Origin of the sequence: Plantactinospora endophytica (assembly GCF_016862915.1) — a bacterium.
In the GTDB taxonomy this organism is placed as follows: Bacteria; Actinomycetota; Actinomycetes; order Mycobacteriales; family Micromonosporaceae; genus Plantactinospora; species Plantactinospora endophytica.
In genome coordinates, this window is the sequence record NZ_BONW01000028.1 from 51,724 (window position 1) to 75,962 (window position 24,239).

15 protein-coding genes are annotated in these 24,239 nt (G+C 71.2%); 12 read left to right on the plus strand and 3 right to left on the minus strand.

The genetic code is table 11. The features are described 5' to 3' along the window. Positions 1-662 precede the first annotated feature (662 nt). Positions 663-1,931, plus strand: a complete 1,269-nt coding sequence (locus Pen02_RS26310) for a glycosyltransferase (RefSeq protein ID WP_203868787.1) — start codon at positions 663-665, stop codon at positions 1,929-1,931. Between the two features lie 173 nt (positions 1,932-2,104). On the opposite strand, the gene Pen02_RS26315 is transcribed toward Pen02_RS26310, so the two are convergent. Then, complete coding sequence (locus tag Pen02_RS26315) at positions 2,105-5,050, minus strand: glycosyl hydrolase (protein ID WP_203868788.1); 2,946 nt, start codon at positions 5,048-5,050, stop codon at positions 2,105-2,107. Positions 5,051-5,511: 461 nt separating this feature from the next. Between Pen02_RS26315 and Pen02_RS26320 the strand changes: the two genes are divergently transcribed. Continuing rightward, a complete protein-coding gene (locus Pen02_RS26320) occupies positions 5,512-6,591 on the plus strand; it encodes a glycoside hydrolase family 19 protein (protein WP_203868789.1) in 1,080 nt (359 codons plus the stop codon). A gap of 87 nt (positions 6,592-6,678) precedes the next feature. On the opposite strand, the gene Pen02_RS26325 is transcribed toward Pen02_RS26320, so the two are convergent. Continuing rightward, entirely contained in the window at positions 6,679-8,451 is a 1,773-nt protein-coding gene (locus tag Pen02_RS26325) for a glycoside hydrolase family 15 protein (protein WP_203868790.1), read from the minus strand. Positions 8,452-8,738: 287 nt separating this feature from the next. On the opposite strand from Pen02_RS26325, the gene Pen02_RS26330 reads away from it, so the two are divergent. From Pen02_RS26330 to Pen02_RS26350, 5 genes are all read left to right on the plus strand, one after another. After that, entirely contained in the window at positions 8,739-12,191 is a 3,453-nt protein-coding gene (locus tag Pen02_RS26330; protein ID WP_239141323.1) for a galactose-binding domain-containing protein, read from the plus strand. Positions 12,192-12,517: 326 nt separating this feature from the next. Next, positions 12,518-14,179, plus strand: coding sequence for a sigma-70 family RNA polymerase sigma factor (locus tag Pen02_RS26335; protein ID WP_203868791.1), 1,662 nt, complete (start codon positions 12,518-12,520; stop codon positions 14,177-14,179). A 457-nt stretch (positions 14,180-14,636) separates the two neighbouring features. Further along, positions 14,637-16,766: a family 43 glycosylhydrolase gene (locus Pen02_RS26340; protein WP_203868792.1), complete on the plus strand. Its 2,130-nt coding sequence runs from the start codon at positions 14,637-14,639 to the stop codon at positions 16,764-16,766. A 450-nt stretch (positions 16,767-17,216) separates the two neighbouring features. Continuing rightward, on the plus strand, positions 17,217-18,197 hold the full coding sequence (locus tag Pen02_RS26345; RefSeq protein ID WP_203868793.1) for a helix-hairpin-helix domain-containing protein: 981 nt from the start codon (positions 17,217-17,219) through the stop codon (positions 18,195-18,197). Continuing rightward, entirely contained in the window at positions 18,197-19,255 is a 1,059-nt protein-coding gene (locus Pen02_RS26350) for an OmpA family protein (RefSeq protein ID WP_203868794.1), read from the plus strand. Before Pen02_RS26345 ends, Pen02_RS26350 begins: the two co-directional genes overlap by 1 nt. A gap of 251 nt (positions 19,256-19,506) precedes the next feature. Here Pen02_RS26350 and Pen02_RS26355 read toward each other — a convergent pair whose 3' ends face one another. Then, on the minus strand, positions 19,507-19,884 hold the full coding sequence (locus Pen02_RS26355; RefSeq protein WP_239141324.1) for a RidA family protein: 378 nt from the start codon (positions 19,882-19,884) through the stop codon (positions 19,507-19,509). Between the two features lie 235 nt (positions 19,885-20,119). On the opposite strand from Pen02_RS26355, the gene Pen02_RS42015 reads away from it, so the two are divergent. The 5 genes from Pen02_RS42015 to Pen02_RS26380 all read left to right on the plus strand — a co-directional run bounded on the left by Pen02_RS42015 (position 20,120) and on the right by Pen02_RS26380 (position 23,969). Then, complete coding sequence (locus Pen02_RS42015; protein ID WP_239141325.1) at positions 20,120-20,623, plus strand: mycothiol transferase; 504 nt, start codon at positions 20,120-20,122, stop codon at positions 20,621-20,623. Positions 20,624-20,837: 214 nt separating this feature from the next. Beyond that, positions 20,838-21,977, plus strand: a complete 1,140-nt coding sequence (locus Pen02_RS26365) for a sensor histidine kinase (protein WP_239141326.1) — start codon at positions 20,838-20,840, stop codon at positions 21,975-21,977. Next, positions 21,974-22,636 (plus strand): response regulator, encoded by a 663-nt coding sequence (locus tag Pen02_RS26370; RefSeq protein ID WP_203868798.1) that lies wholly within the window; start codon positions 21,974-21,976, stop codon positions 22,634-22,636. The genes Pen02_RS26365 and Pen02_RS26370 overlap by 4 nt, the downstream gene beginning before the upstream one ends. 142 nt (positions 22,637-22,778) lie before the next feature. Beyond that, positions 22,779-23,435, plus strand: a complete 657-nt coding sequence (locus tag Pen02_RS26375; protein WP_203868799.1) for a DUF2306 domain-containing protein — start codon at positions 22,779-22,781, stop codon at positions 23,433-23,435. Positions 23,436-23,564: 129 nt separating this feature from the next. Beyond that, positions 23,565-23,969, plus strand: a complete 405-nt coding sequence (locus Pen02_RS26380; protein WP_203868800.1) for a hypothetical protein — start codon at positions 23,565-23,567, stop codon at positions 23,967-23,969. Positions 23,970-24,239: the final 270 nt, after the last annotated feature.

Sequence of the window (24,239 nt, forward strand, 5' to 3'; positions counted from 1 at the left end):
CCGGCTCTCTGCTCGTCGAGGATTCACGGTGTTCCGCCGGATGGCCGACGGAGCTGGTCGAAAACGGCCGCGCGCCGGCCCCGGCGACCGGCGCTGTTCCCGCCGGAAGTTCCAGGACGACGCGCACGTGTGTCATCGCCTGCGGAACCGGGCAGGCTTGTCGTCACCACGGGCGACGGAGGTCCGCCTCTTTCCAACCCGACTGTCGTCCGCCTCTCATGTTCGCTCACTTTCGTCGCGCTGCTCCGTCGTTTTCCCGGGATTCCGTGCAACAGCCGGACTGCGACTGTTCGGGTAACCGTGACGATGCGGGGTGGATGCGTCGTCGGTCTAGTTCGAATGATGCGGTTCGGTGCCCGGGTGACGATGTCCATAACATTCACGGCGAGCAAAGTCGCTCGCCAGCTCCAGGACCGTAACACCAGCCCAGGGCGGTCGGCATCCCTTTTCAGTGCTGCCCAAAAGACAGAGAAGAATTCTCCGGCGCCGACCGGTCGACCAGCACGGATGCGGGGGTGTCCAATGCGGTTTCCGCTCGTCGCTTGACCCTGTGAATAGCTGTCGTTACGGTAGCGCTGCCGATCGTCGATGAATCGATTGCCGGACGCCGCGACGTCGGTTGGGTGCGGGCCGACCATGGCTGATGGATGGGGGATCTGCGCGTGCGTGTGTTGTTGACGACCGTCGGCTCGCGGGGCGACGTACAGCCGCTGCTGGCGCTGGCGATGCGGTTGCGGGCCACCGGTCACGAGGTCCGGATGTGCGTGCCGCCCGACTTCCAGGACTGGATCGGCGGGCTCGGCATTCCGGTCACGCCGATCGGTCCCGTGATGCGCCAGGCCCTGGCCAGCAGCCCGCCGGCCTCGCTTCCGGCCGAGCAGCTCCGGCTGATGGCCGAGGCGCAGGTGGCTGCCCAGTTCGACCGGATTCCGCCGGTCGCCGACGGCTGCGACGTCGTCGTCTCGACCACTCCCGGGCTGACCGCGGTGCACTCGGTGGCGGAGATGCTGGGCATCGGCTACGTCTTCGCCGTGTACAGCCCGAACCAACTGCCGTCGCCGCACCACGCGCCGCCGCCGGTGCCGCTGCTGGGCCGGGAACTGGCGCCGGCCGGGGCCGACCACCGGGAGTTGTGGGCGCGGGACGCGGAGAACGTCAACGAGAGGTTCGGTCCGCCGCTGAACCGGCACCGGGCGGCGGTGGGGCTGCCCGCACTCGACGACGTACGCGGGCACGTCTTCACCGACCGGCCGTGGCTGGCCGCCGATCCGACGCTCGGACCCTGGCCCGAGCCCGCCGACCAGCAGGTCTTCCAGCCCGGCGCCTGGATCCTGCCCGACGAGCGGCCACTCTCGCCGGAGCTGGAGGCGTTCCTCGACGACGGCGAGCCGCCGATCTACTTCGGCTTCAGCAGTATGGTCCGGATGCAGGACGACCTCGGCCCGGTGCTGGTCGAGACGGCTCGGGCGCTCGGTCGCCGCGCCGTCATCTCGCGGGGCTGGGCCGACGTGGCGCTGCCGGACGACGGGTCCGACTGCATCGCCGTCGGCGAGGTCAACCTACAGGCGCTGTTCCGACGGGTCGCGGCGGTCGTCCATCCCAGTAGCGCGGGTACCACCGCACTGGTCGCGATGGCCGGCGCGCCGCACGTCGTCGTCCCGCAGATGTACGACCAGCACTACTGGGCGGAACGCGTCGAACAGCTCGGCATCGGAACGCCGCACCTGTCCGACACGGTGACCGCCGAATCGCTGACGAGCGCGCTCGACCTCGCCCTGAGACCGGAGGTGGTCGCCCGGGCCCGGTCCGTCGCCACCGCCGTCCGGCGCGACGGTGTCCAGCTCAGCGCCGAGCGCCTGACCAGCGACGTCCGCACGTTGACCGCATCGGGCCCGGTCGCCTCGCCGGCCGGCAGCCCGGGCCGGAGCTGACGGTCGGCCCGATCGGCGGCGCCGACGGATAGCCGACCACCCGTCGACTGCCCCGCGCACCCGTCGTCGGTGGCCGCCGTCCAGGCCGTCCGCTACCCGCCGGTGCGGGCATCGTCGTACCCTGCCCGGCGGTGCGGTACCCGGTTCCGGGCACGCACCGCCGGGTCACCGGCTCAGCCGGAGAGGGTGAACGGGATGGTGACGGTCGACTGCGGGCTCTGGGCGGCGGTCGCGTCGACCCGCAGCGTGGTCGGCGCCGAGCCGATCGCGTTCCAGACCTCCAGGCGTACGCAGCCGCCGGTCATCGCGGCGAAGCTGCCGGACGTGCTGCGTACTCCGGCGGCCTGGGTGTAGGACTCGGTGCCGGGTACCGGGTCGGTGGCGAAGTAGGCGTACGTCTCCACCCGTCCGTAGCTGCCGGAGCCGGTGAAGTCGTACGAGATCCGTGCCTGGACCCCGGCCCCGACGGCGGTTCCCGCGTCGACGTGCAGGGCGAACGTCGTCGCCCCGCCGCCCTGGTAGGACCCGGTCAGCCCGCAGACCCGGTGCGTGACCGGGTTGTTCGGGGTGCCGTCGTGGTTGCCGTTCGCCGCCGGCAGGGTGACGGTGCCCGCCCCGCCGCCCGGCGTGCCGGACAGCGCCCCGCCGGAGCGGACGTAGAGCCGGTTGCTGGTGGTCGGCGGGCCGGTCGGGGTCGGCGTCGGACTCGCCGTCGGCGTCGGACCAGCCGTGGGAGTCGGTGACGGCGTCGGGTTCGACGTCCCGCCCCCGGCGTTCCCGCCGCTCCAGGTGTACGCCCCGGTGGTGGCGGTACGCCCGGCCGGCACGGTCAGGGTCCGGCCGTCGGAGAAGGTCACCGTGACCGGGCTGCCGGTGATGTTCGACGCCACGTAGGTGCGGGCCCCGCCCCGGGTGAAGACGGCGTAGAGCGGGGTGTTGGCGGTGACCGTGGTGTCGACCTGGCCGAGTGCGGCGAGGTTGCGCAGCCAGTGGAAGGTGTGCGCCCGGCTCTCGCCCTCCTCCGGCGGATAGTTGGGATTGGCCCGGAAGCTGGCCAGCGCGGCGTCCGGGCTGGCCAACGCCTGGAACGACCAGAGGACGTCCTGCCAGACCGTCGGTGGCCCGCCGTTGTTGGTGACCAGTTCGTTCCAGTTCGCCGTGACGTAGGCCGGGCGGTAGCCGAGGTAGAGCGAGCCGCCGGTGATCGGCAGCATGTTGATGCCCTGGATCATCTCCGGTTCGCCGCTGAACCAGGTGGCGTACGCCCCACCGTCGCCCCAGACCATCCCGACCGTGCGGTGCCCGAACGCGGCCGGGAAGTTCTGGTCGGCGGAGTCGAACCAGTACTCCTGGATCGCCTGCGCCTGGGTGGTGTAGATGAACAGCCCGGCGTCGCGTACGGCGGTGTTGCCGGTGGCGAGTCCCCACTGGATCAGCGCGCTGGCGAAGTTCATCCCCTCCGAGGAGGACTCCTGGTTGTTGCCGGCGCCGAACGAGCCGTGCCCGGAGGCCCAGTCGTGCCCGGCGAAGATGTCGAAGTCCCGCAGGAACGGGAACATCGAATCGGCCCGGTCGACGCCGTTGGCGTCCCGGATCAGCAGGTTGACCATTCCGCCGTACCGGTCGGCGCGGGCCCAGGTCGGGTCGAACTTGGCCAGCGTGGCGGCGGCGGCGATGTAGTAGCCGTAGTGGAAGTGGTGGTCGTTGAGTTCCTGGTCGGACCCGTAGGATGCCGGATAGCCGACCAGCGTTCCCCAGGCCCGGTCGTAGTGGAACACCCGCCCGGTCTCGCCCGGCGAGGCGGTGAACCAGTCGGTCAGCCGGGTGCGGATCGCGTTCAGCAGCAGGTCCCGCTGGGCGGTCCGGCCCAACTGGTCGGCGATCTCGGCGAGCCGGGCGGCCCGGCCGAGCGCCTTGCCGGTCCAGTAGGTGTCGTTGCCGAAGCCGGCCAGCGGGTCACCGGTGGCGACCTGGTCCAGGTAGCCGCCGAGGGTGGCCAGGTCCGCGCCGCTGGAGGTCGCCACGGCGGGCAACTCGGGCAGCACGCCGGAGTAGCGGATGGCGGTGCCGAACGACCCGACCCCGACCAGGGTACGCAGCGCGCCGCGCGGCGAGACGTACGTCTGGGAGATCGGGGTACCCGAGGAGAGGTTCTTCCACTGGTGCGGATAGAGCGAGACGACGGTGTTCCGCTCGGTGCCCTCCCGGGCGGTGGTGGCAAGCGCGTAGGTGGCGTGCACCGTGCTGGTCGCCTGGTCGAACCGCCAGTCGACCCGGGTGCCGGTGACGTGCGCGTGGGCGTACCGGCCGTAACTGTCGGCCAGCGCGGCCCGGTCGGCGGCCGGGGTGCCCGAGGTGGTGGGCAGCAGGGCGACGGAGAAGTAGCCCCGACCGGCCAGCGTGGAGCTGACGGTGTTGCCGGCGACGGTCCAGGTCGCCCCGGTCGGCGCGTACGCGACGTAGTCGTGGCCGCGTACGGTGAAGCCGATCCGGGCGCCGCTGTTGCTCCACACCGTCGGCGTCGCCCCGAAGGCGAGCTGGGCGTTGCCGCCGGTGACCTGGGCGTAGACGAACGGCAGTCCGTGCCCGACGGTGGCCCGCAGGGTCCGGGTGCCGTCCGACCAGTACGGCGTGACGGTCCAGTCGGTCCAGCCGTCCACCTTGACGTCCGGCGAGTTGAGCCCGGTCACCCCGAGGGTGAACTCGGTGCTGTACGGGTAGTGGTATTCGCCGACCGTGGTGGGGGTGCCGGAGACGGTGGGGGTGGTGGTGTAGCCGACGCCGAGCCCGCCGGCCGCCGGCTGGAAGGCGAGCGGGTGGGCGTGCAGCGGCACCGAGTAGGCGCATTCGGTGCGCTTGAACAGCAGTGACGACCACCAGTCGTTGGTCGGCACGGCCCCGGCCGGGGCGTTGGCGGTGACCCACCGCCGGGGGTTGGTGGCGATGTCGGCGCAGCCGGAGGGTCCGGCGGCGCCCGCCGGGCGGGTGGTGGTGTAGCTGCCGGCACCGATCGGATCGGCCCCGGCGCCGGTCGGCACGGCCAGGGCGACCGCGCCGATGGCGGCCAGCGCGGCGGCGAGGGCGAACAGGCGGCGGCCTGGTCGGGTGGAACGGTTCATGATGCCTCCGTGGTGGGGATGGCACGCCCGGGAGCAATTTCCCGGGTATTACTGACATGTTGCCGAAAGGTGATCAAATCCACGGACGGCTGTCAATATGCTCGGCCGATTTTCGGATTCGGACAATCTCCCTTCAGGGCCGTCGAGGCTCCCTTCAGGACGTCGCGGGCTCCCTCCGGGACGTGGCGGACCCGTTCGGCGCGGCGTGACGATGCGGGTGCCGGCCGTCGGATCGCCCTGGGTCCTCCTCTGTGGTGCCGGTCGCGGCAGAGCGCGCGGGCGGTCGTGGGGGATCGACCGTGCGCCGGCGTGAGCCGGGGACCGACCTGGGGACGCCACGGTACCCTGCCGCCGCCTCGCACCCCGAAATCATTAGTAAGGTTTCCAAACAGAACGTGTTACGGTCACTTCCGTCGATGCGCGCCAGCCATCGGCTTCGATGCATCCAGGAAGGAGTGACCATGTCGAGACTGCGCGCCCTGGTCGCGCTCACGGCGCTGGCTGTCGCCAGTGGACTCATGGTGATCATCCCGACGACCCCGGCATCGGCGGCGGCCTGCGCGGCGCCGTGGCAGGCCTCGGCGGTCTACTGGGGCGGCGACCAGGCGTCCCGCAACGGGCGCAACTACCAGGCGAAGTGGTGGACCCAGAACGAGGCCCCGCCGGGTACCACCGGCGTCTGGCAGGACCTCGGCGCCTGCGACGGCGGCGGCACCACGCCGCCGCCCAGCGGAAGCTGCAACCACCCGAACTGGGTCGCCGGCACCTGGTACCCCGCCGGCAGCATCGTGCGGTACAGCAACGGCCAGTACTACATCGCCGAGCACGACAATCCCGGCTACGACCCCATCGTCAGCACCTGGTACTGGGAGCCGTACACCTGCGGGAGCCAGCCGCCGACCAACCCGCCCACCAATCCCGGCAGCTTCGTGGTGAGCGAGGCCCAGTTCAACCAGATGTTCCCGGGCCGCAACTCGTTCTACACGTACTCCGGGCTCGTCGCCGCGCTCAGCGCGTACCCGGCGTTCAGCAAGACCGGCAGCGCCACCGTGCAGCGGCAGGAGGCGGCGGCCTTCCTGGCGAACGTCTACCACGAGACCGGCGGGCTCGTGCACATCGTGGAGCAGAACACCGCCAACTACCCGCACTACTGCGACCCCGGCCAGTCCTTCGGCTGTCCCGCCGGACAGGCCGCGTACTACGGGCGCGGGCCGATCCAGCTCAGTTGGAACTTCAACTACAACGCCGCCGGGAACGCCCTCGGGCTGCCCCTGCTGACCAACCCGTGGCTGGTGCAGAACGACGCCGCGGTGGCCTGGAAGACCGCCATCTGGTACTGGATGACCCAGAACGGCCCGGGCACCATGACCGCGCACAACGCCATGGTCACCGGTGCCGGGTTCGGCCAGACCATCCGCAGCATCAACGGCTCGATCGAGTGCAACGGCGGCAACCCCGCGCAGGTGCAGAGCCGCGTCACCAGGTACCAGCAGTTCGTCGGCATCCTCGGCGTGTCGGCCGGAGCCAACCTCTACTGCTGACCGGCGTCCGGGCCTCGGCACCCACGGCGGAGGGTGCCGGGGCCCGGCAGGTGGACGGACCCGACGGGGGATCCTGTCGGGCGGTACTCAGCCGAAGTCGGGTCTGGTGAGCCGCCAGGCGGCGCCGATCAGCCCGACGTGGGAGAGTGCCAGCGGAGTGTTGCCGAGATGGGCGCCGGTACGAGGGTCGATCTGCTCGGCGAACAGCCCGAGGTCGTTCGCGCGCGCGGCGGTGCGTTCGAACAGTGCCGCGGCCCGCTCGGTCTCGCCGGCCATGGCCAGGCACTCGACGAGCCAGAACGTGCACGCCACGAAGCCGGCCGTCTCGTCCGGCCAGCGTCGGACCAGGCCGTCGGTCGACAGCTCCGTCGCGATGGCCTCGATGGTGGCCCGCATCCGTGGATCGGTGGCCGGCATCATCCCGGTGGCCGGCAGCACCAGCACGGACGCGTCCAGTTCCGCCGACCCGATCGCCCCGGTGTAGGCACCGACGCGGTCGTTCCAACCGTCCCGCAGCACCGTTTCCCGGACCTCGTCGCGAGCGGCGGCCCACCGCTGCGGGTCGGCCCGGGCACCGAGCCTCGGCGCGAGCTTCACCGCACTGTCCAGCGCGCCCCAGCACAGTGCCTTCGACGCGAGGTAGTGCCGGCCGGGGCCGCGTTCCTCCCACATCCCGGCGTCCGGTTCCCGCCAGTGGGTGGCCTGCTCGGCCAGGCCGACGAGCAGCGCCTTCGACTCCTCCGACAGGTCACCGAGTTCGTCGCGGAGCAGGTGCGCGCCGATCAGTACGCCGGGCACGTCGTGCTGCCGCTGCCCCCAGGCGTCGTTGCCAACCCGGACCGGCCGGCTGTCGGCGTACCCGCGCAGGTGGTCGAGGGAGTACTCGGAGAGGTCGCGTTCCCCGGTCACCCCGTACATGATGGGCACCGGCTCGTCGCCGGAACGTCCGGCGGAGCGGGCCGCCCAGCCGAAGAGCTGTCCCGTCTCCTCCGGACACGTGGTCACCCAGAGCGCCCGCATGGTCAGGATGAAGTCCCGCAGCCAGGCGTACCGGTAGTCGTAGTTGTCGGTACCGCCGAGCCGCTCCGGCAGCGACGTGGTGGCGGCGGCGACCACCGCACCGCTGGGCCGGTAGGTCAGCCCCTGCACGACCAGCGCGCTGCGTCGGACGAGTTCGGGGTAGCGGCCGTGGTACGGGTGCAGGTCCCGGATCGTCCGCCACGCCTCGACGGTCTCGGCCAGTGCCGGTACCGGGTCCAGCCGCCGGGGCGGCGGGCCGTAGGCCGGTGCGGAGGCGAGGTCGAAGCCGAGCACCTGACCGGCGCCGACGTCGAACTCGGCGTACGCCCGTCCGTGCGTGCAGGTCAGCGGAACCGGGCTGTGCAGGGCCAGGATCAGCGGGCCGGCCTCGGCCATGATCTCGCCGTCGCGGCAGTGCAGGTACGGGACGATCAGCCCGTACTCCGGTCGGGGGAGGTATTCGCAGCGCATCCGTACCGTGCCGGCGAGTCCCTCGACGACCCGGGCCAGCACCATCTGCGAGTTCTGTCCCAGCTCGTGCCCGCGTGCCCCGGGCTCGGCCAGCAACCCGTCGGTGACCGCGACCTCGCCGTCCCCGGTCCGGTGGACGGTCCGCAGCACCAGCGAGTCGTCGACGTACTCCCGCTCGGTCCGCCGGACCGACCCGGCCACCGGGCCGAGCAGCCAGTGTCCGGCCTCGGCGTCCAGCAGGCGGCCGAAGACCGACGGCGCGTCGAACCGGTCCGGGCACCACCAGTCGACCGAGCCGTTCCGGCTGACCAGCGCCGCCGAGGCGGAGTCGGACAGCAGGCCGTAGTCGGCGATCGGGGAGGCGGACACCCGGCGCGATTACCCCGGTCCGCCCGGGCTAGTACTGCCGGCCCGGAAAGCCTCTGGATCTTGCACTTTTGTCCAGTGTTCCGAAAGTTAGAGCGACCGCGACGAAACATCTAGACATCCAAACGTAACGATCGTAGGGTTTGCCTCGCCAGGCAACGGCGTGCCGGGCCAGCTACCTGACGTAACGGCGTCGTGTCGTCGTCCCGTCGGTCACCACGGCGCGCCGTCGAGCGGTCCGTCGTGCCCGTGGCGGCGCGGCGTCGTCCCGCTCACCCCTGGGAGGAAACGTGTTCCGACCATCCCGACGAGCGCGTACGCCGATACTGGGCGTGGTCGTCACCGCGCTCGCCGTCTCGGCCGTCTGCCTGCCGGCCGGCGGCGCCACCGCCGCACCGCCGCCGCAGGAGCCCGGCGTCACCCTGCGGGTGTTCGACCTACAGGTGCCGCTGAACAACCTCTGCACCCTCAAGGCCGCGCAGACGCCCAACGTCGACAAGCTGATGCCGGTGGTCAACTGGACCAGCGCGGCCGACTTCGGCTTCGAGAACTACTTCCACGCCCAGGTCCTCGGCAACATCAACATAGCCCAGGCCGGCAGCTACACCTTCCGGCTGCTCAGCGACGACGGCTCCCGGCTGCTGATCGACGACGCGGTCGTGGTCGACCACGACGGACTGCACGGACCGGACCCGAAGGACGGTACGGTCACGCTCACCACCGGCTACCACTCGCTGCGGATCGAGCACTTCGAGCGCGACGGCGGCCAGCAGTTGACGCTCCAGTGGCGTACCCCCGGCTCGACGTCGTTCGTGACCGTGCCCAACTCGGTGCTCAGCACCGACGCCGGGGTCGTCCGGGTCACCGCACCCGGCCGCAAGGAGTGCGAGGCCAGCGGTGACGGGCCCGGTGACGGGCTGCCGCTGACCGCCGTACATCCCGACTACACGCTGACGAACCTGCGGCCCAGCGGCTTCGAGCCGCAGGTCACCGGCTTCGACTGGCTGCCGGACGGGCGCCTCGCGGTGCTCACCTGGGGCGGTACGCTGACCACCGCCGGCGAGGTCTGGCTGCTGGGCAACGTCACCGGCAGCACCAGCCCGGCCCAGGTCACCCGGACCCGGATCGCCACCGGCCTCCAGGAACCGATGGGCATCAAGTACGTCGACGGCAAGCTGTACGTGTCGGAGAAGCACCGGCTGACGGAACTGAACGACACCAACGGCGACTGGGTCACCGACAACTACCGCACCGTCGCCACCTGGCCGTTCGGCCAGAACTTCCACGAGTTCGGCTTCGGGCTGCTCTACGCCGACGGGTTCTTCTACCTCAACCTCTCGGTGTCGATCAACTACGGCGGCAACACCACCAACCCGCAGCCGGCCGGCAACCGGGGCACCACCATCCGGGTCAACCGGACCACCGGCGCGGTGTCGTACGTCGCGGGCGGGCTGCGTACCCCGCACGGCATCGGCTGGGGGCCGGAGGGCGGCCTCTTCGTCACCGACAACCAGGGCGGCTACCAGCCGGCGTCCAAGCTGCTGCACATCAAGCAGGACCGGTTCTTCCACCACTACCTCAACCCGCCCGGGCCGTTCGACAACAACCCGGTGACCCAGCCTGTGCTCTGGTTCCCGCAGAACGAGATCGGCAACTCGCCGAGCACCCCGGTGATGATCACCCAGGGCACCTTCGCCGGGCAGATGGCGATCGGCGACGTGACGTACGGCGGGCTACAGCGGGCGTACCTGGAGAAGGTCAACGGGGAGTACCAGGGCGCGCTGTTCCGGATGACGCAGGGCCTCGAGGCCGGTGTCTCGGAGGTCACTGTCGGTCCGGACGGCGCCCTCTACACCGGTGGGCTGCACGGCGGCGGCAACTGGGGCCAGGAGGGCAAGCTCAGCCACGGTCTACAGAAGATCGCCACGAACGGCAGCACCAACTTCGACATGCTGGCGATGCGGGCCCGGTCGGACGGGTTCGAGATCGAGTACACCAAGCCGCTCTCGGCGGCCACCGCGACCGCACTGGCCTCGAAGTACCGCGTCAAGCAGTGGCGGTACGTCCCGACCGCCGCGTACGGCGGGCCGAAGGTGGACGAGGAGACGTTGTCGGTCGCCTCGGCCACGCTCTCCGCCGACGGTAGGAAGGTCACCCTGGTCGTCAACGGGCTCAAGGCCGGCCGGGTCGTGCACGTCCGCTCGCCGCGCCCGTTCAGCGCGACCGACGGCCAGACACTGTGGAGCACCGAGGTCTGGTACACCCTCAACGCCATCCCCGGCCAGGTGCCGCCGGTCAACCTCGCCCTTGGCAAGCCGGCCACGGCCGACAGCTCCTGCTCGGCGACCGAGAACCCGGCGAAGGCCGTCAACGGCACCACCACCTCGGGCAACCTCGACAAGTGGTGCTCGTCGGGCACCAACCGCTGGTTGCAGGTCGACCTCGGCTCGGCGCAGAGCGTGAACCGGGTCGTCGTCGCGCACGCCGGCGCCGGTGGGGAGAACACCGCCTGGAACACCCGGGACTTCACCGTCCAGGTCAGCACCAACGGCACCGCGTGGAGTACGGTCGCGACCGTCACCGGCAACACCGCCAACACCACCACGCACCAGTTCACGGCGACCCAGGCCCGGTACGTCCGGCTCGCCGTCACCGCGCCGGGCGGCGACAACGCGGCCCGGATCTACGAGTTCGAGGTCTACGGCGGCACCGCACCGCCGTCGACCAACCTCGCCCTGGGCCGACCGGCGACGGCGGACAGCTCCTGCTCCGCCAGCGAGGGACCGGCGCAGGCGGTCAACGGCAGCGTGACCGGCGGCAACAGCGACAAGTGGTGCTCGCTCGGCGGCAGCAAGTGGTTGCAGGTCGACCTCGGCACCACCCAGAGCGTGCAGCGGTTCGTGGTCCGGCACGCGGGCGCCGGTGGGGAGAACACCGCCTGGAACACCCGCGACTTCACCATCCAGGCCAGCACCAACGGCACCGCCTGGAGCACGGCCGCGACCGTCACCGGCAACACCGCGAACGTCACCACCCACGACATCGCGGCCACCCAGGCCAGATACCTGCGGCTGAACGTGACCGCGCCGACCAGCACCACCGACAACGCGGCCCGGATCTACGAGTTCGAGGCGTACGGCTCCGCCGGCAACCCCGGCCGGATCACCCTCTTCGACGGCACCAACATGAACAACTTCCAGCAGGCCAACGGGGCCAACCCGACCTGGCCGCTGGGCAACGGCGGGGTGGAGGTGCTCGGCGGCGACATCCGGAGCCGGCAGAGCTTCGGCGACTTCCGGCTGCACATCGAGTTCTGGCTGCCGAACCTGCCGTCGGACGTCACCGGGCAGGCCCGGGCCAACAGCGGCATCTACCTCCAGGACCGGTACGAGTTGCAGGTGCTCGACTCGTACGGGGACACCACTCCGGCCACCAACGAGTGCGGCGCGATCTACGAGAAACTGGCGCCGAGGGTGAACGCGGCGACCGCACCGCAGACCTGGCAGACGTACCACGTGACGTTCCGGGCAGCCCGGTTCAACGCCTCCGGGGTCAAGACGGAGAACGCCCGCGTCACCGTCGTCTGGAACGGCGTCACCGTGCACGACAACGCCGAGATCAACGGGCCGACCGGCGGCGGGGCGGCCGAGGGGCCGTCGGTGGGCCCGATCCGGCTCCAGGACCACGGCGACCCCGGACCCAACCTCTACTACCGCAACATCTGGGTCGAGCCGATCGGCTGACCGGTTCCCGGTGCACCGTCCGTCGTCCCGTGACGGGCGGTGCACCGTCCACCTGAGAGGTGGACACCGCGGCAGGCGTTGGATGCGCCGTCCGTCCGACCGCCACGGGCGGTGCACCGCCGTGCCGTCGCCGGGAATCCACGGCCGCTTATTGACTCGGCCGCCGCTGTCCAGCACAGTCAACCACCACACCACGGGCGGCTCGGCCCAGGCAAGCTCGGCGTGCACCGGATCCGCCCCCGGTCACGCCGCTCGCCGGGTCGTCCCGTGGCCGGTGATGCCGGCCCGGTCCACCACCGTCCGGGCACCTGCGACAGCGATGGGACATGCGAACTACCCGTTTGAACGAGACGGCTCTGGTCGTCGCCGCACAGGCCGGTGACCGGCCGGCGCTCGACGAGCTGACCAGGGCGTACCTGCCGCTCGTCTACACCGTCGTGCGCCGGGCGCTGGACGGCCATCCGGACGTCGACGACGTCGTGCAGGAGACCATGCTCCGGGCCCTGCGGGAGCTGGCGACGCTGCGTACCCCGGAGAGCTTCCGGCCCTGGCTGGTGGCGATCGCGTTGCGCCAGATCAGCACGCAACTGCACCGACAGCAGGTTGCCGCCGACCGCGCCGTACCCCTCGACGAGGTGGCCGCGGAGCCGGACGCCGACGCCGACTTCGAGGATCTGACGGCGTTGCGGCTGGACCTGTCCGACCAACGTCGGCAGGTGGTGCGGGCCGGTCGTTGGCTCGACCCGCAGGACCGGACGCTGCTCTCGCTGTGGTGGTTGGAGACGGCCGGCCGGCTGACCCGGGCGGAGCTGGCGGCGTCGCTGGGCGTCGGGACGGCGCACGCCGGGGTACGCGTCCAGCGGATGCGCGACCAGCTCGAAGCCAGCCGGGCGATCGTGGCCGCGCTGGACGCCGAGCCCGGCTGCGACCGCCTCGCGGCCGTGCTGACGGACTGGGACGGCCGACCGAATCCGCTCTGGCGCAAGCGCGTCACGCGGCACGTCCGGTCCTGCCCGGTCTGCCGCCGGCACGCCGACGGGCTGGTCGCGCCGGAGCGACTACTCGTCGGCGTCGCGCTGATCCCCGTTCCGACGGCGTTGGTGGCGGCACTGACCGGCAAGACCACGGTGGGCGGAACCCTCCTCGGTGCCGTGTCGACGTCGGCGGTCTCCGGTGCGGGCGGGCTCGGCGGTTCGGCGACCGTGGCCGGTTCGGCGACCGTGGGCGGTTCGGCGGCCGTCGGCGCGGGCGTCAAGGCCGGGTTGATCAGTCAGCTCGGCCAGCTCGTCGGCGCGCATCCCATCGTGACGGTGGTCGCCGCCGGTACGGTCGTCGCCGGTGCGACGGTCACCACGGCGACCTTGCCGGCGCCGGAACCACGGCCACCCGTCCGGATCGTCGCGCCGACGACGGCACGTACGCCAATTCTCCCGCCGACGTCGGCGCCGGTGGTCGTCGTACCGCCGACGTCGGCGCCCCTGGCGAGCAGGCCGGCGACGAGGCGCCCGACCCCGGCCAGGGCCACGCCGTCGGGCAGCGGTGACCGTCCGATCACGTCCGGGGCGGTGTCGATGGAGTCGGTCAACCAGGTGGGGCTGTTCGTCACGACGGCCGACGGCCTGGGCACGCTGGCCCGGGTCGGCGCGGGCAGCGACGGGGCCGTCCGGGCACGGGCGACGTTCGAGGCGGTACCGGGGCTGGCAGACGCCGAGTGTGTCTCCTTCCGGGCCGAGGACGGCCGTTACCTGCGCCATTCGTCCTGGCGGGTACGGCTGAGCGAGGATGTGGAGACCCCGCTGTTCCGTGGCGACGCGACGTTCTGCGTACGGCCGGGTGCGGCGGCGGATTCGGTGTCCCTGGAGTCGTCCAACTACCCCGGCTGGTTCCTGCGCCACCGCAACCTCGAGCTGTGGGTGGACCAGGCGACCGACGACCCGGGGTTCCGGGCTGACGCGTCCTTCCGTACCCGGCCTCCGCTGGGCGGATAGCACCCGCCCGGTCCGCCGCTGGCCCCGTCCGGGTCTCGTCCCGGCCGTCCACCCAGCAGCGCCCCGGCGTCGGGCCGGCGGTCGGACGGTTACCGCCCGGCTGGCCCGGTTCCCGGCTCAGCCAGTGTGCCGACCGTCCGGCGCCGGTGCTGATAACAAAAGACGAGGTGACGCTTCCGGCCGCCGGTTCGTGGTCTCTGTCGGGAGAAAGTGTTATCCGCCGCGACTATTCGGAGTCGGAATAAGGGCGGGCCCGGTTACGGTCGCCCGCGTGGTCGAGCCGGACACATACATTGACGAACCCCCTTGAGGATGCCGAAACACTCTGGCAATATTCCGTACATCCGCCTGAACGGCGCCACTCCGTGTCCAAACTGATCGGTGGGACGCCGGTGTCGGTTGATGTGAGCGCTCACACTCATGATTCCCGCATTTCCGAGACCAGAGGAGCTACGCCATGAATGTCGTGGCGCACACGCCACCACCCGTACCGGTTCCGCCGCCGACCCGGCCCGCCCCGGTCCGCGCCCGGCGGCGCCGACGGCGGTTCGCTCTCGTCACCGCCGTGGTGACCGCACTCGCCGCCGCCAGCGCCGCCGTCGGGCTCGATCCGGTACCGGCGTCGGCGGCGTCGGTGGACACCTCCGCCTGGTACGTGTTGGTCAACCGGAACAGTGGCAAAGCGTTGGACGTGTACAACCTGGCGACGAACGACGGCGCTCGGATCACCCAGTGGACGCGCGGTGACGGCGCGTGGCAGCAGTGGCAGTTCGTCGATTCCGGTGGCGGGTACTACCGGTTGCGGTCGCGGCATTCGGGAAAGGTGTTGGACGTCTACAACCGGTCGACGGCCGACGGTGCGGCGGTCGTGCAGTGGAGTGACGGCAACGGGACGAACCAGCAGTTCCGGTTGGCGGACTCGTCCGACGGCCATGTGCGGCTGATCAATCGGAACAGTGGCAAGGCGGTCGAGGTGCAGAACGCGTCGACCGCGGACGGGGCCAACGTGGTGCAGTATTCGGACTGGGGCGGGAACAACCAGCAGTGGCAGCTCGTCCGGGTCGACGGCGGTGGCAACCCGCCCACCAACCCGCCCGGCGGCACCTTCACCAACCCGGTGGTGTGGCAGGACTTCGCCGACGTCGACATCATCCGGGTCGGCGAGGTCTACTACATGTCCGCGTCGACCATGCACTACTCGCCGGGCGCACCGATCCTGCGCTCGTACGACCTGGTCAACTGGGAGTTCGCCGGGCACTCGGTACCCCGGCTGGAGTTCGGGTCGAAGTACGACCTCTCCGGCGGCCGGGCGTACGTCGACGGGATCTGGGCGTCCACCCTCAACTACCGGCCGAGCAACCGGACCTACTACTGGGCCGGATGCGTCGACTTCGCCCAGACCCACATCTACACCGCGTCCGCCGTCGACGGCACCTGGAGCCGGCACACCACCATCCCCAACTGCTACTACGACGCCGGCCTGCTGGTCGACGACAACGACACCATGTACGTCGCGTACGGCAACGGCGCCATCAGCGTCGCCCAACTCTCCGCCGACGGCCGCAGCCAGGTACGCAACCAGCAGGTGTTCACCACCCCGTCGAGTATCGGCACCCTGGAGGGGGCCCGCTTCTACAAGCGCAACGGCAGCTACTACATCTGGCTCACCCGCCCGGCCAACGGCCAGTACGTCCTCAAGGCGAGCAACCCGTTCGGCCCGTACGAGATCCGTCAGGTCCTGCTCGACCTGCCCGGGCCGATCGCCGGCGGTGGCGTGCCGCACCAGGGCGGTCTGGTCCAGACCCAGAACGGCCAGTGGTACTACATGGCGTTCACCGACGCGTACCCGGGCGGCCGGATGCCGACGCTGGCCCCGATCAGTTGGACCAGCGACGGCTGGCCGGTACTCCAGACGGTCAACGGCGTCTGGGGCAGCACGTACCCCAATCCGCTGCCGCTGCGGTCGGTCAGGCCGCTCACCGGCGCGGACACCTTCACCGGCACCACCCTCGGGCCGCAGTGGGAGTGGAACCACAACCCCGACAACACGAGATGGTCGGTCGGCAACGGCCTGCGGTTGCAGACCGCGACCGTCACCGGCGACCTCTACGCGGCCCGCAACACCGTCACCCACCGCATCCAGGGACCGACCTCGACGGCGACGATCGAGCTCGACTACTCCACCATGCGCGACGGTGACCGCAGCGGCCTGGCCATGCTGCGCCAGTCCTCGGCCTGGATCGGTGTCCGGCGCGACAACGGGACGACCCGGGTGGTCATGACCAACAACCTGACCATGGACAGCAACTGGAACACCACCGGCACCGGCACCGAGGCCGCCGGCGCCGCCGTCTCCGGTGGCCGGATCTGGCTGCGGGCCAGTGCGGACATCCGGCCGGGCAGCGGTCGGCAGGCCCGCTTCTCCTACAGTACGGACGGCGTCAGCTTCACCACCCTCGGCCCGGCCTTCACGCTGAACAACGCCTGGCAGTTCTTCATGGGATACCGGTTCGGGATATTCAACTACGCCACCCAAACGCTCGGCGGCGCGGTGACGGTACGCCGGTTCGACCTGTCCACACCCTGACAAAGATCGGCAGTTCACCTGCGGACGGCGGATCGGCGCCCGGGCGAGTACCGGTGAAACGTCCGCCGTCCGAAGGGCGGGCCGCACGCCGACGTCAATTCCGTTGCATCGGCGGATATGTATGACACATATGACGAGTCTCTTCGGGAGACAATCCTCCTGTCGACCGAGCGACCGAGCGAGCGCTTCGGCGGACGACGTCGGACTCACTGTCACGCCTGACGGCAGGGCGCGGCATCCGCTCCACGCCCTGCGGTGGCGGAGGCGGACGTCGCGCCCACTGGTCGCATATAGACATTGCCCGATACCGGGGCGTGCGTGCGCCCGAATCAACCTCACGCTGATCTGTCGATTTCCCAACGTGATCAAGGCATCACAAATTGCGATTTCAGTCTCGGCGCGCGGGCTGCGTGAGAACTTCGCCGACGCATCGCAACATAATCAGAAATCGTGATCTTATCGGGATGTCCCGGCGTTGTCCCGGCGTCATCTGTCTACATAGGATCTCCGGCGGTCCGCGTCTTCGGACTTCGGCAGAGCATCCGTTCACGTTCACTTTGGGAGCCTCGCGTGGCCTGGTTTGTCAGCCAGTCTCTTCTCGTTATCCTGGCGGCTTTTCTGCTGGGAATGGTCGTCGGTTGGCTGGTCTGGGGCAAGCGGAGATCGCCACTGCCGCAGGCTGGCGAGGCCTCGGTCGTCCGGCCGGCCGACGCCGAGGGATTCAAGGTCGCGGTGACATCGACGGCGCACGCCGAACCCCGTCCCGCGAACCCCGCGACGATGGTGCGCGGCGAACGGGTCGCGGGCGGCCAGGACACCCTTACGGCGGCGAAGGACGCCGCCACCCGAACGACCGAGAGCCCGTCGACGACCACGCCCGCCACGACGACGGTCGAGCCGGCCGCGCCGGCGGTCGCGTCCGTGGCAACAACGGTTGAGCCCGCCACGGCGACCGTCGTGTCTACGGCAACGACGGCCGAGCCTGCCACGGCGACGGGCGTGTCACCGGCAACGACGGCCAAGCCCGCCATTACGACGGCCGAGGCGTCGAAGGTCGAGCCTGCCACCACCACGGCCGAGACGGCGAAGGTCGAGTCGGCGGCGACGGCCGAGCCCGTGGCGACGACGGTCGAGTCGGCGACACCGGCGGTCGGGTCCGCTGACACGCCGGGCGACGAGCTGGAACGCATCGAAGGGATCGGCCCGAAGATGGCGACCGCACTACGCGCCGCCGGTATCCACACCTTCCGGCAGCTCGCCGACGCGGACGACGACACGCGGCGGGCAGCCATCGAGGCGGCCGGCCTCACCTTCGCCCCCAGCCTGGTCACCTGGGGACGGCAGGCCCGACTGCTCGCCAACGGCGACGAGGCCGGCTTCGCCAAACTCACCGAGCTGCTGACCGCCGGCCGGGACACGGGGCGGTCCTGATGACGAGGAAGCTTCTGACGAACGACGGATCCCGTCGGTTCCACCCGCTGGTCGGGTTGATCGTGGCCGTACTCGGTCTGGCCGTCCTGTTGGCGGTACAGCAACTGCCGAACCGGCACCGGATGGAGGACGATCTGACCCGACGTTCGACGGTGGCGCTGCACTCGGCCGGGCTGTCCGACGTACGGGTCACCTTCACCGGACGCGACGGTCGACTGACGGCGGACTCCTCCGCCGAGGCCGAACGCGCCCTCGACATCGTCCAGGCCGTCCGGGGGGTACGGGTCGCCGAGGCCGAGGTGCCGGCCGCGTCCGTACCGCCCTCCGTGTTGGTCGCCCGCGACTCCGGTACGACCTCGGTCAGTGGCACCGTGCCCAGCGAGAGTGCCCGTAGTGCACTGGTCGGGGCGGCGGCCGGCCTCGGTACCGGAAGCGTGCAGGACCGCCTGACGGTCGACGGCGCGGTGACCGACACGGCACTGACCGGCGTCACGGACGTGCTGCGGGCCCTCGGTCGGACCTCCGACGGTACGACGGTGAAACTCGACGGCGGCGCGCTGACCGTGGTCGGCCGGGTCTCCTCCGAGGTGCACCGGAACGCGGTGCTGGCGGCGGCCCGGAACACCGGCGCTCCGGTGACCGAGCAGGTCGAGGTTCCGGACGTCGCGCGACAGTTGGCGGACCTGCCTCGGCTCACCTTCACCTCCGGCGGCGACGCACTCACCGCCACCTCCCGGGCGAGCCTCGCCACGGTGGCGCAGATCCTCCAGGCCAATCCGAGCACCCGGCTTCGCATCGAGGGTCATACCGACACCACCGGTACGGCCGAGTCGAACCTCGTCCTCAGCCGGGACCGGGCCGCCGCGGTGCGGCACTTCCTCACCGGTCAGGGCGTAGCCCCCGACCGGCTGACCGCACAGGGATTCGGGGAGACGCGTCCAAAGGTGACCGAGACCACCACCGACGACCGGGCCGAGAATCGACGAGTGGAACTCGTCGCCAGCACCGTTGCGTCGCCACCGGGCTCGCAGCCGACGAGCGGCGGGCCGGCCGGGTGACCCGGACGAGCGGCGGGTGACCCGGACGAGCGGACGGCGCCCCGGCCGCCGCCGCCCGCGCGACCTCCGATCCCGTCCTGTCGGGTCGTCAGCGTCGCAGGGCGGCGGGCGAGTCCGGTACGGCCCGACCGCAGGCGTACGTCGCCGGCCTGGCCGGGGTGACCGGGGCGCTGACCGGTGACCCGGACCTTGTCACGGCGCTGCGGATCGTCGCACCGTGCAGTCCGGGTCACCGGTCGGTCGTGAGCCGCTCAGCCGACGTAGGCGATCGCCTCGACCTCGACCCGCACGTCGGGGTGGCCGAAGGCGACCACCACGGTGGTACGGGCCGGCGGAGCCTCCGGGAAGCGGCGGCGGTAGATCTCGTTGAACGGCGCGAACAGCGTCGCGTTGGACAGGAACGCGCCGATCTTGACGATCTGGTCGGGGCGGGCGCCCGCCGAGGCCAGTGCCGCCTCCACGTTGTCCAGGGTGCTCTCCACCTCGCGGGCGAAGTCGCCGATGAAGATCTTGTTGTCGGCGTCGGTGGCGACCTGGCCGGAGACGAAGACGAAACCGCCCGCCCGGGTGGCGTGGGACAGCGGTACGGCGGGCACGGGGAACCCCTCGGGGTGGAACCTCTCAATCATCCGCACATGGAAGCACATTCCACGCGAGCTGCTCATACGTGGTGACCCGCTGCCCTGGGCGGGCCCCGCCCGGCGGCTGGTTCGGCCTCCGGGACGGTCCCCGCTGGCACGTGACCAGCGCCGCCCCGAGGGCGACCGGAGCGGGGACACGCCTCGGTCGTTTCGGCGCGCGTCGGACCGGCTGGCGTGGTTGAGTGAATCTGCCGGGGCCCGCCACGCGAAGGGATCGGAAGACGTGAACGGTGCGCAGCTACTCGTCGACGGGTTCGGCCGGGTACGCGAGGAACTGCACGCGACGGTCGAAGGGCTCAGCGCCGAGCAGCTCGGCTACCGCCCCACGCCGGACGCCAACTCGATCGGCTGGTTGGTCTGGCACCTGACCCGGATCCAGGACGACCACGTCGCCGACGTCGCCGGCACCGAGCAGGTCTGGACGGCGGCCGGCTGGGCCGACGAGTTCGCGCTCCCATTCGACGCCTCGGCGACCGGCTGGCAGCACACCAGCGCGGACGTCGGCGCGGTTCGGCCCCGGGCGCAACTGTTGCACGGCTACCACGACGCGGTGCACGACCGCACCGTCGAGTTCCTGTCCGGCGTCGCCGACGGCGACTTCGACGCGATCGTCGACACCTCCTGGGATCCGCCGGTGAGCCTGGGCGCCCGCCTGGTCAGCGTGCTCGCCGACGACCTGCAGCACATCGGCCAGGCGGCGTACGTACGCGGCATACTGCCCCGCTGACCCCCGTCCCGCCGCACCACCCGGCCCGCGCCGTCACGTGAGCGGGGCGGACCGATTCGGAATGCCCAGGAGCCCCGGCCCGGATCGCCAGGCCGGGGCTCGGGTCCCGCCCGGAGACGATCAGGCAGCCGTAACCCAGCACGTGTCCCGGGGGACGAATCGGTCGTACTTTGGGCCGATCTGGAAGTGGCACCGCCGTTCGTACGATGGGCTCGTGCATCCTCGTCTGCGCGCCGTGCTGGTCGAGCCGCCTGCCCCGCACGCCCCGGCCCTGGTGTGGCGGGACTGGGTGCTGCTCGCCGTCCTCGCACCGGCGATCGTGCTGGAGGGGATCCTCCGGCCCGACCTGCCGTGGCGGGTCGGCTGCGTCGTCGTCGCGCTCGCGCTGTTGCCGACCCTGCTGTGGCGGCGGACCCAGCCGCTCGCGGTGGTGGTGGGGGTGTTCGGCTTCACTGCGGTCGCCCCGTTCGTGCTGCCCGGCGACCCCTGCCGGATGTACACGACGAGTTTTCTGCCCCTGCTCTGCTACGCGCTGTTCCGCTGGGGCTCCGGCCGCGACGTGGTGGTCGGCGCGGTGTTCGTGGCGGCCAAGGTGGGCGTCGCCGGCCTGGCCGGTTCGATCGGCGGCGGCGAGGTGGTCGCCGGCTTCGCGGTGATGTTCGCCGTCGCCACGCTCGGCGTCGCGGTCCGGTTCCGCGCCTCCGCCCGGCTGCGCGAACTCGACCGGGTCAAGCTGCTGGAGCGCGAACGGCTCGCCCGCGACCTGCACGACACCGTGGCACACCACGTCTCGGCGATGGCGATCCGCGCCCAGGCCGGCATCGCCGCCTCGGCCAGCCAGCCGGGAGCCGCCGTCGAGGCGCTCCGGGTGATCGAGGCCGAGGCGTCCCGCGCGCTCGCCGAGATGCGCGCGATGGTCCGCGTCCTGCGCCGCGACCAGCCCGCCGACCTGGCGCCGAACCCGCAGGTCGCCGACATCGGGCAACTCGCCGGCCGGTTCCGCGCCGGCCCGGCCGTCGACGTGGAGATCCGCGGCGACCTCGACGACATTCCGCCGACGGTCGGCTCCGCGCTCTACCGCCTGGCGCAGGAGTCGGTCACCAACGCCCGCCGGCACGCCCGGCACGCCACCCGGATCGAGGTCAGCGTCGCGGCCGACGACACCTTCGTGCGCCTGCGGGTCAGCGACGACGGCGAGGCCGGTGCCGCCCGCCCCGGCGCCGCGCCCGGGTTCGGCCTGCTCGGCATGATGGAGCGCGCCGGCCTGCTCGGCGGCACCTGCGAGGCCGGCCCGAACCCCGACCGTGGCTGGACCGTGACGGCCGTGTTGCCGCGTGCCGGGGCCGGCGCGTGACGGTGCGCGTGCTGGTCGCGGACGACCAGGAGATCGTCCGTACCGGCCTCACCATGATCCTGAACGCGCAGCCCGGCATCGAGGTCGTCGGCGAGGCCGGCGATGGTCGCCGGGCCGTCGACCTCGCCCGGCGGCTCCGCCCCGACGTGTGCCTCTTCGACATCCGCATGCCCGGCATGGACGGCATCGAGGCCACCCGGGCGCTCGCCGGGCCGGCGGTCGCGGAGCCGCTCGCGGTGGTCGTCATCACGACCTTCGACCTCGACGAGTACGTCTACGCCGCACTGCGCGCCGGCGCCCGTGGCTTCCTGCTCAAGGAGGCCGGCCCCGACCTGCTCGCCCAGGCTGTGCACGCCGCTGCCAACGGGGACGCGCTGATCGCGCCGAGCGTCACCACCCGACTGCTGAAGGCGTTCGCCGACGCGGGTCCCACCGCCCCGCCGAGGCAGCCGGTGGAGGCGCTCACCGACCGGGAGGAGCAGGTGCTGGTGGCGGTCGCGCGGGGGCGTACCAACCGGGAGATCGCCGACGAGCTGTACATCACGCTGAGCACGGTCAAGTCGCACATCACCAGCCTGATGACCAAGCTCGGGCTGCGTAACCGGGTCGAGATCGCCATGTGGGCGTACGAGACCAACCGCAACCGCACGCGCGGCTGACGACACCCCGGCAGGGTCGGTGAGCGGTGGCTGCCGACCGGCGACCGCCGAAAGTACGACGACGGCGTACGACCATGGACCGGCCCGATCGCGGCCCATGTGCCGATGAGTCGGGGCGGGTGCCCCGGCCACCATCATTGGCATGACGAGGCGAGAATGGCGGCTGCCGGCCGCGTTGATCCTGCTGGGCCTGGTACCGGTGATCGCCGGAGTGGCCCGGGTGACCGAGCTGGGCTCCGGTCCGGAGGTTACTCCGGCGAACGCCCGTTTCGTCGCCGACCCGCTGCCGGTGCTGCTGCACATCGTCGGCGCGGTGACCTACACGCTGCTCGGCGCCTTCCAGTTCGTACCCAGCCTGCGGCGGTTCCGGTGGCACCGGATCGCCGGCCGGGTACTCGTCCCCTGTGGACTGACGGTTGCCCTCACCGGCGTGTGGATGGCGTTCGCGTACGACCTGCCGGCGCACGACAACGACGTACTCGCCGGTTTTCGGCTCGTCTTCGGATCGGCGATGGCCGCCTCGATCGTGCTCGGCCTCGCCGCCGCGCTGCGCCGTGACTTCACCCGGCACCGGCCGTGGATGGTGCGTGGCTACGCGATCGGTCTCGGCGCCGGCACGCAGGCGTTCACCCACGCGCCGTACTTCGCGGCGACCGGCGAGCAGCCCGACGGGAACGTCCGGGCCGCACTGGTACTCGCCGGTTGGCTGATCAACCTGGCCGTCGCCGAGTGGTACCTGCGCCGCCCGGCCCGCACCGCGCGTTCCCGGTCGACGCGTCGGCCGGCCGCCGCCCGATGACGGCTCTGCTCGGCGGGAGCCGCGACGGGAGCGGCCACCGACCGGCTGCCCGCTCTTAACCTGCCCCATGTCCGGCGTGCGTGTCGGCGTGCGCCGCCCGCCACGGTGCCTCCGTAGCGTGCACACCCTGTGACGATCGATAACGGCGAGTTCGACCAGGCAGGACCCCGGCACCGGGTGCCGGGGCGCAGCCGCTGGCGGGTGGTGCCGACCGTACTGGTGGGGCTGGCCGTGCTCGGGCTGCCGGCGTACGCGGTCGCGGCGCCGAGCCCCGGACCGGGCGGTGCGGGGCTGGACGTCACGGTCGAGGTGGCGCCCTCCGGCAGTCCGAGTCCCACGGTCGGCCCGACTCCGACGGAGAGCCCGGGACCGACGGCGAGTCCGACGCCGACGCGTACCCCGGCGGGTGGGTCCGGCGGGAACCTGCCGCGTACCGGTTGGTCGCTGGTGTCGTTCTTCCTGGGCGGCGCGCTTCTGCTGGCGGCCGGGATCGGTCTGCGGATCCTGGCGCGTCGACGGCCGGCGTCGCCATGAGCCGGAATTCCCGTGTTCGCGCCGATCGAGGACCGGAACGGTGCCCTGGGCAGATCATCGGAATAAGGGGTGGCAAGTCGGCTACCGGCGTTATCTAGTGAATGCAGAATACGTCCGGTTTCGGGACTCCGGGTGAACTGATGTTTACCCCGTGCACGTCTGGCGTGAGCATTCGGCTTCGCGGTGCGTCATTGGTCGTGCAGAACATGATCGCGGTTGCCCGATCGGGACCATACAAATGGGCGTGTGAAGCCCTCACGGGAGGATCCG

Excerpts from the sequence above, each read along its gene's own strand:
- Pen02_RS26315 (WP_203868788.1), bottom strand. The coding sequence starts at position 5,050 with ATGAACCGTTCCACCCGACCAGGCCGCCGCCTGTTCGCCCTCGCCGCC.
- Pen02_RS26320 (WP_203868789.1), top strand. The coding sequence starts at position 5,512 with ATGTCGAGACTGCGCGCCCTGGTCGCGCTCACGGCGCTGGCTGTCGCC.
- Pen02_RS26335 (WP_203868791.1), top strand. The coding sequence starts at position 12,518 with ATGCGAACTACCCGTTTGAACGAGACGGCTCTGGTCGTCGCCGCACAG.
- Pen02_RS26340 (WP_203868792.1), top strand. The coding sequence starts at position 14,637 with ATGAATGTCGTGGCGCACACGCCACCACCCGTACCGGTTCCGCCGCCG.
- Pen02_RS26350 (WP_203868794.1), top strand. The coding sequence starts at position 18,197 with ATGACGAGGAAGCTTCTGACGAACGACGGATCCCGTCGGTTCCACCCG.
- Pen02_RS26355 (WP_239141324.1), bottom strand. The coding sequence starts at position 19,884 with ATGATTGAGAGGTTCCACCCCGAGGGGTTCCCCGTGCCCGCCGTACCG.
- Pen02_RS26375 (WP_203868799.1), top strand. The coding sequence starts at position 22,779 with ATGACGAGGCGAGAATGGCGGCTGCCGGCCGCGTTGATCCTGCTGGGC.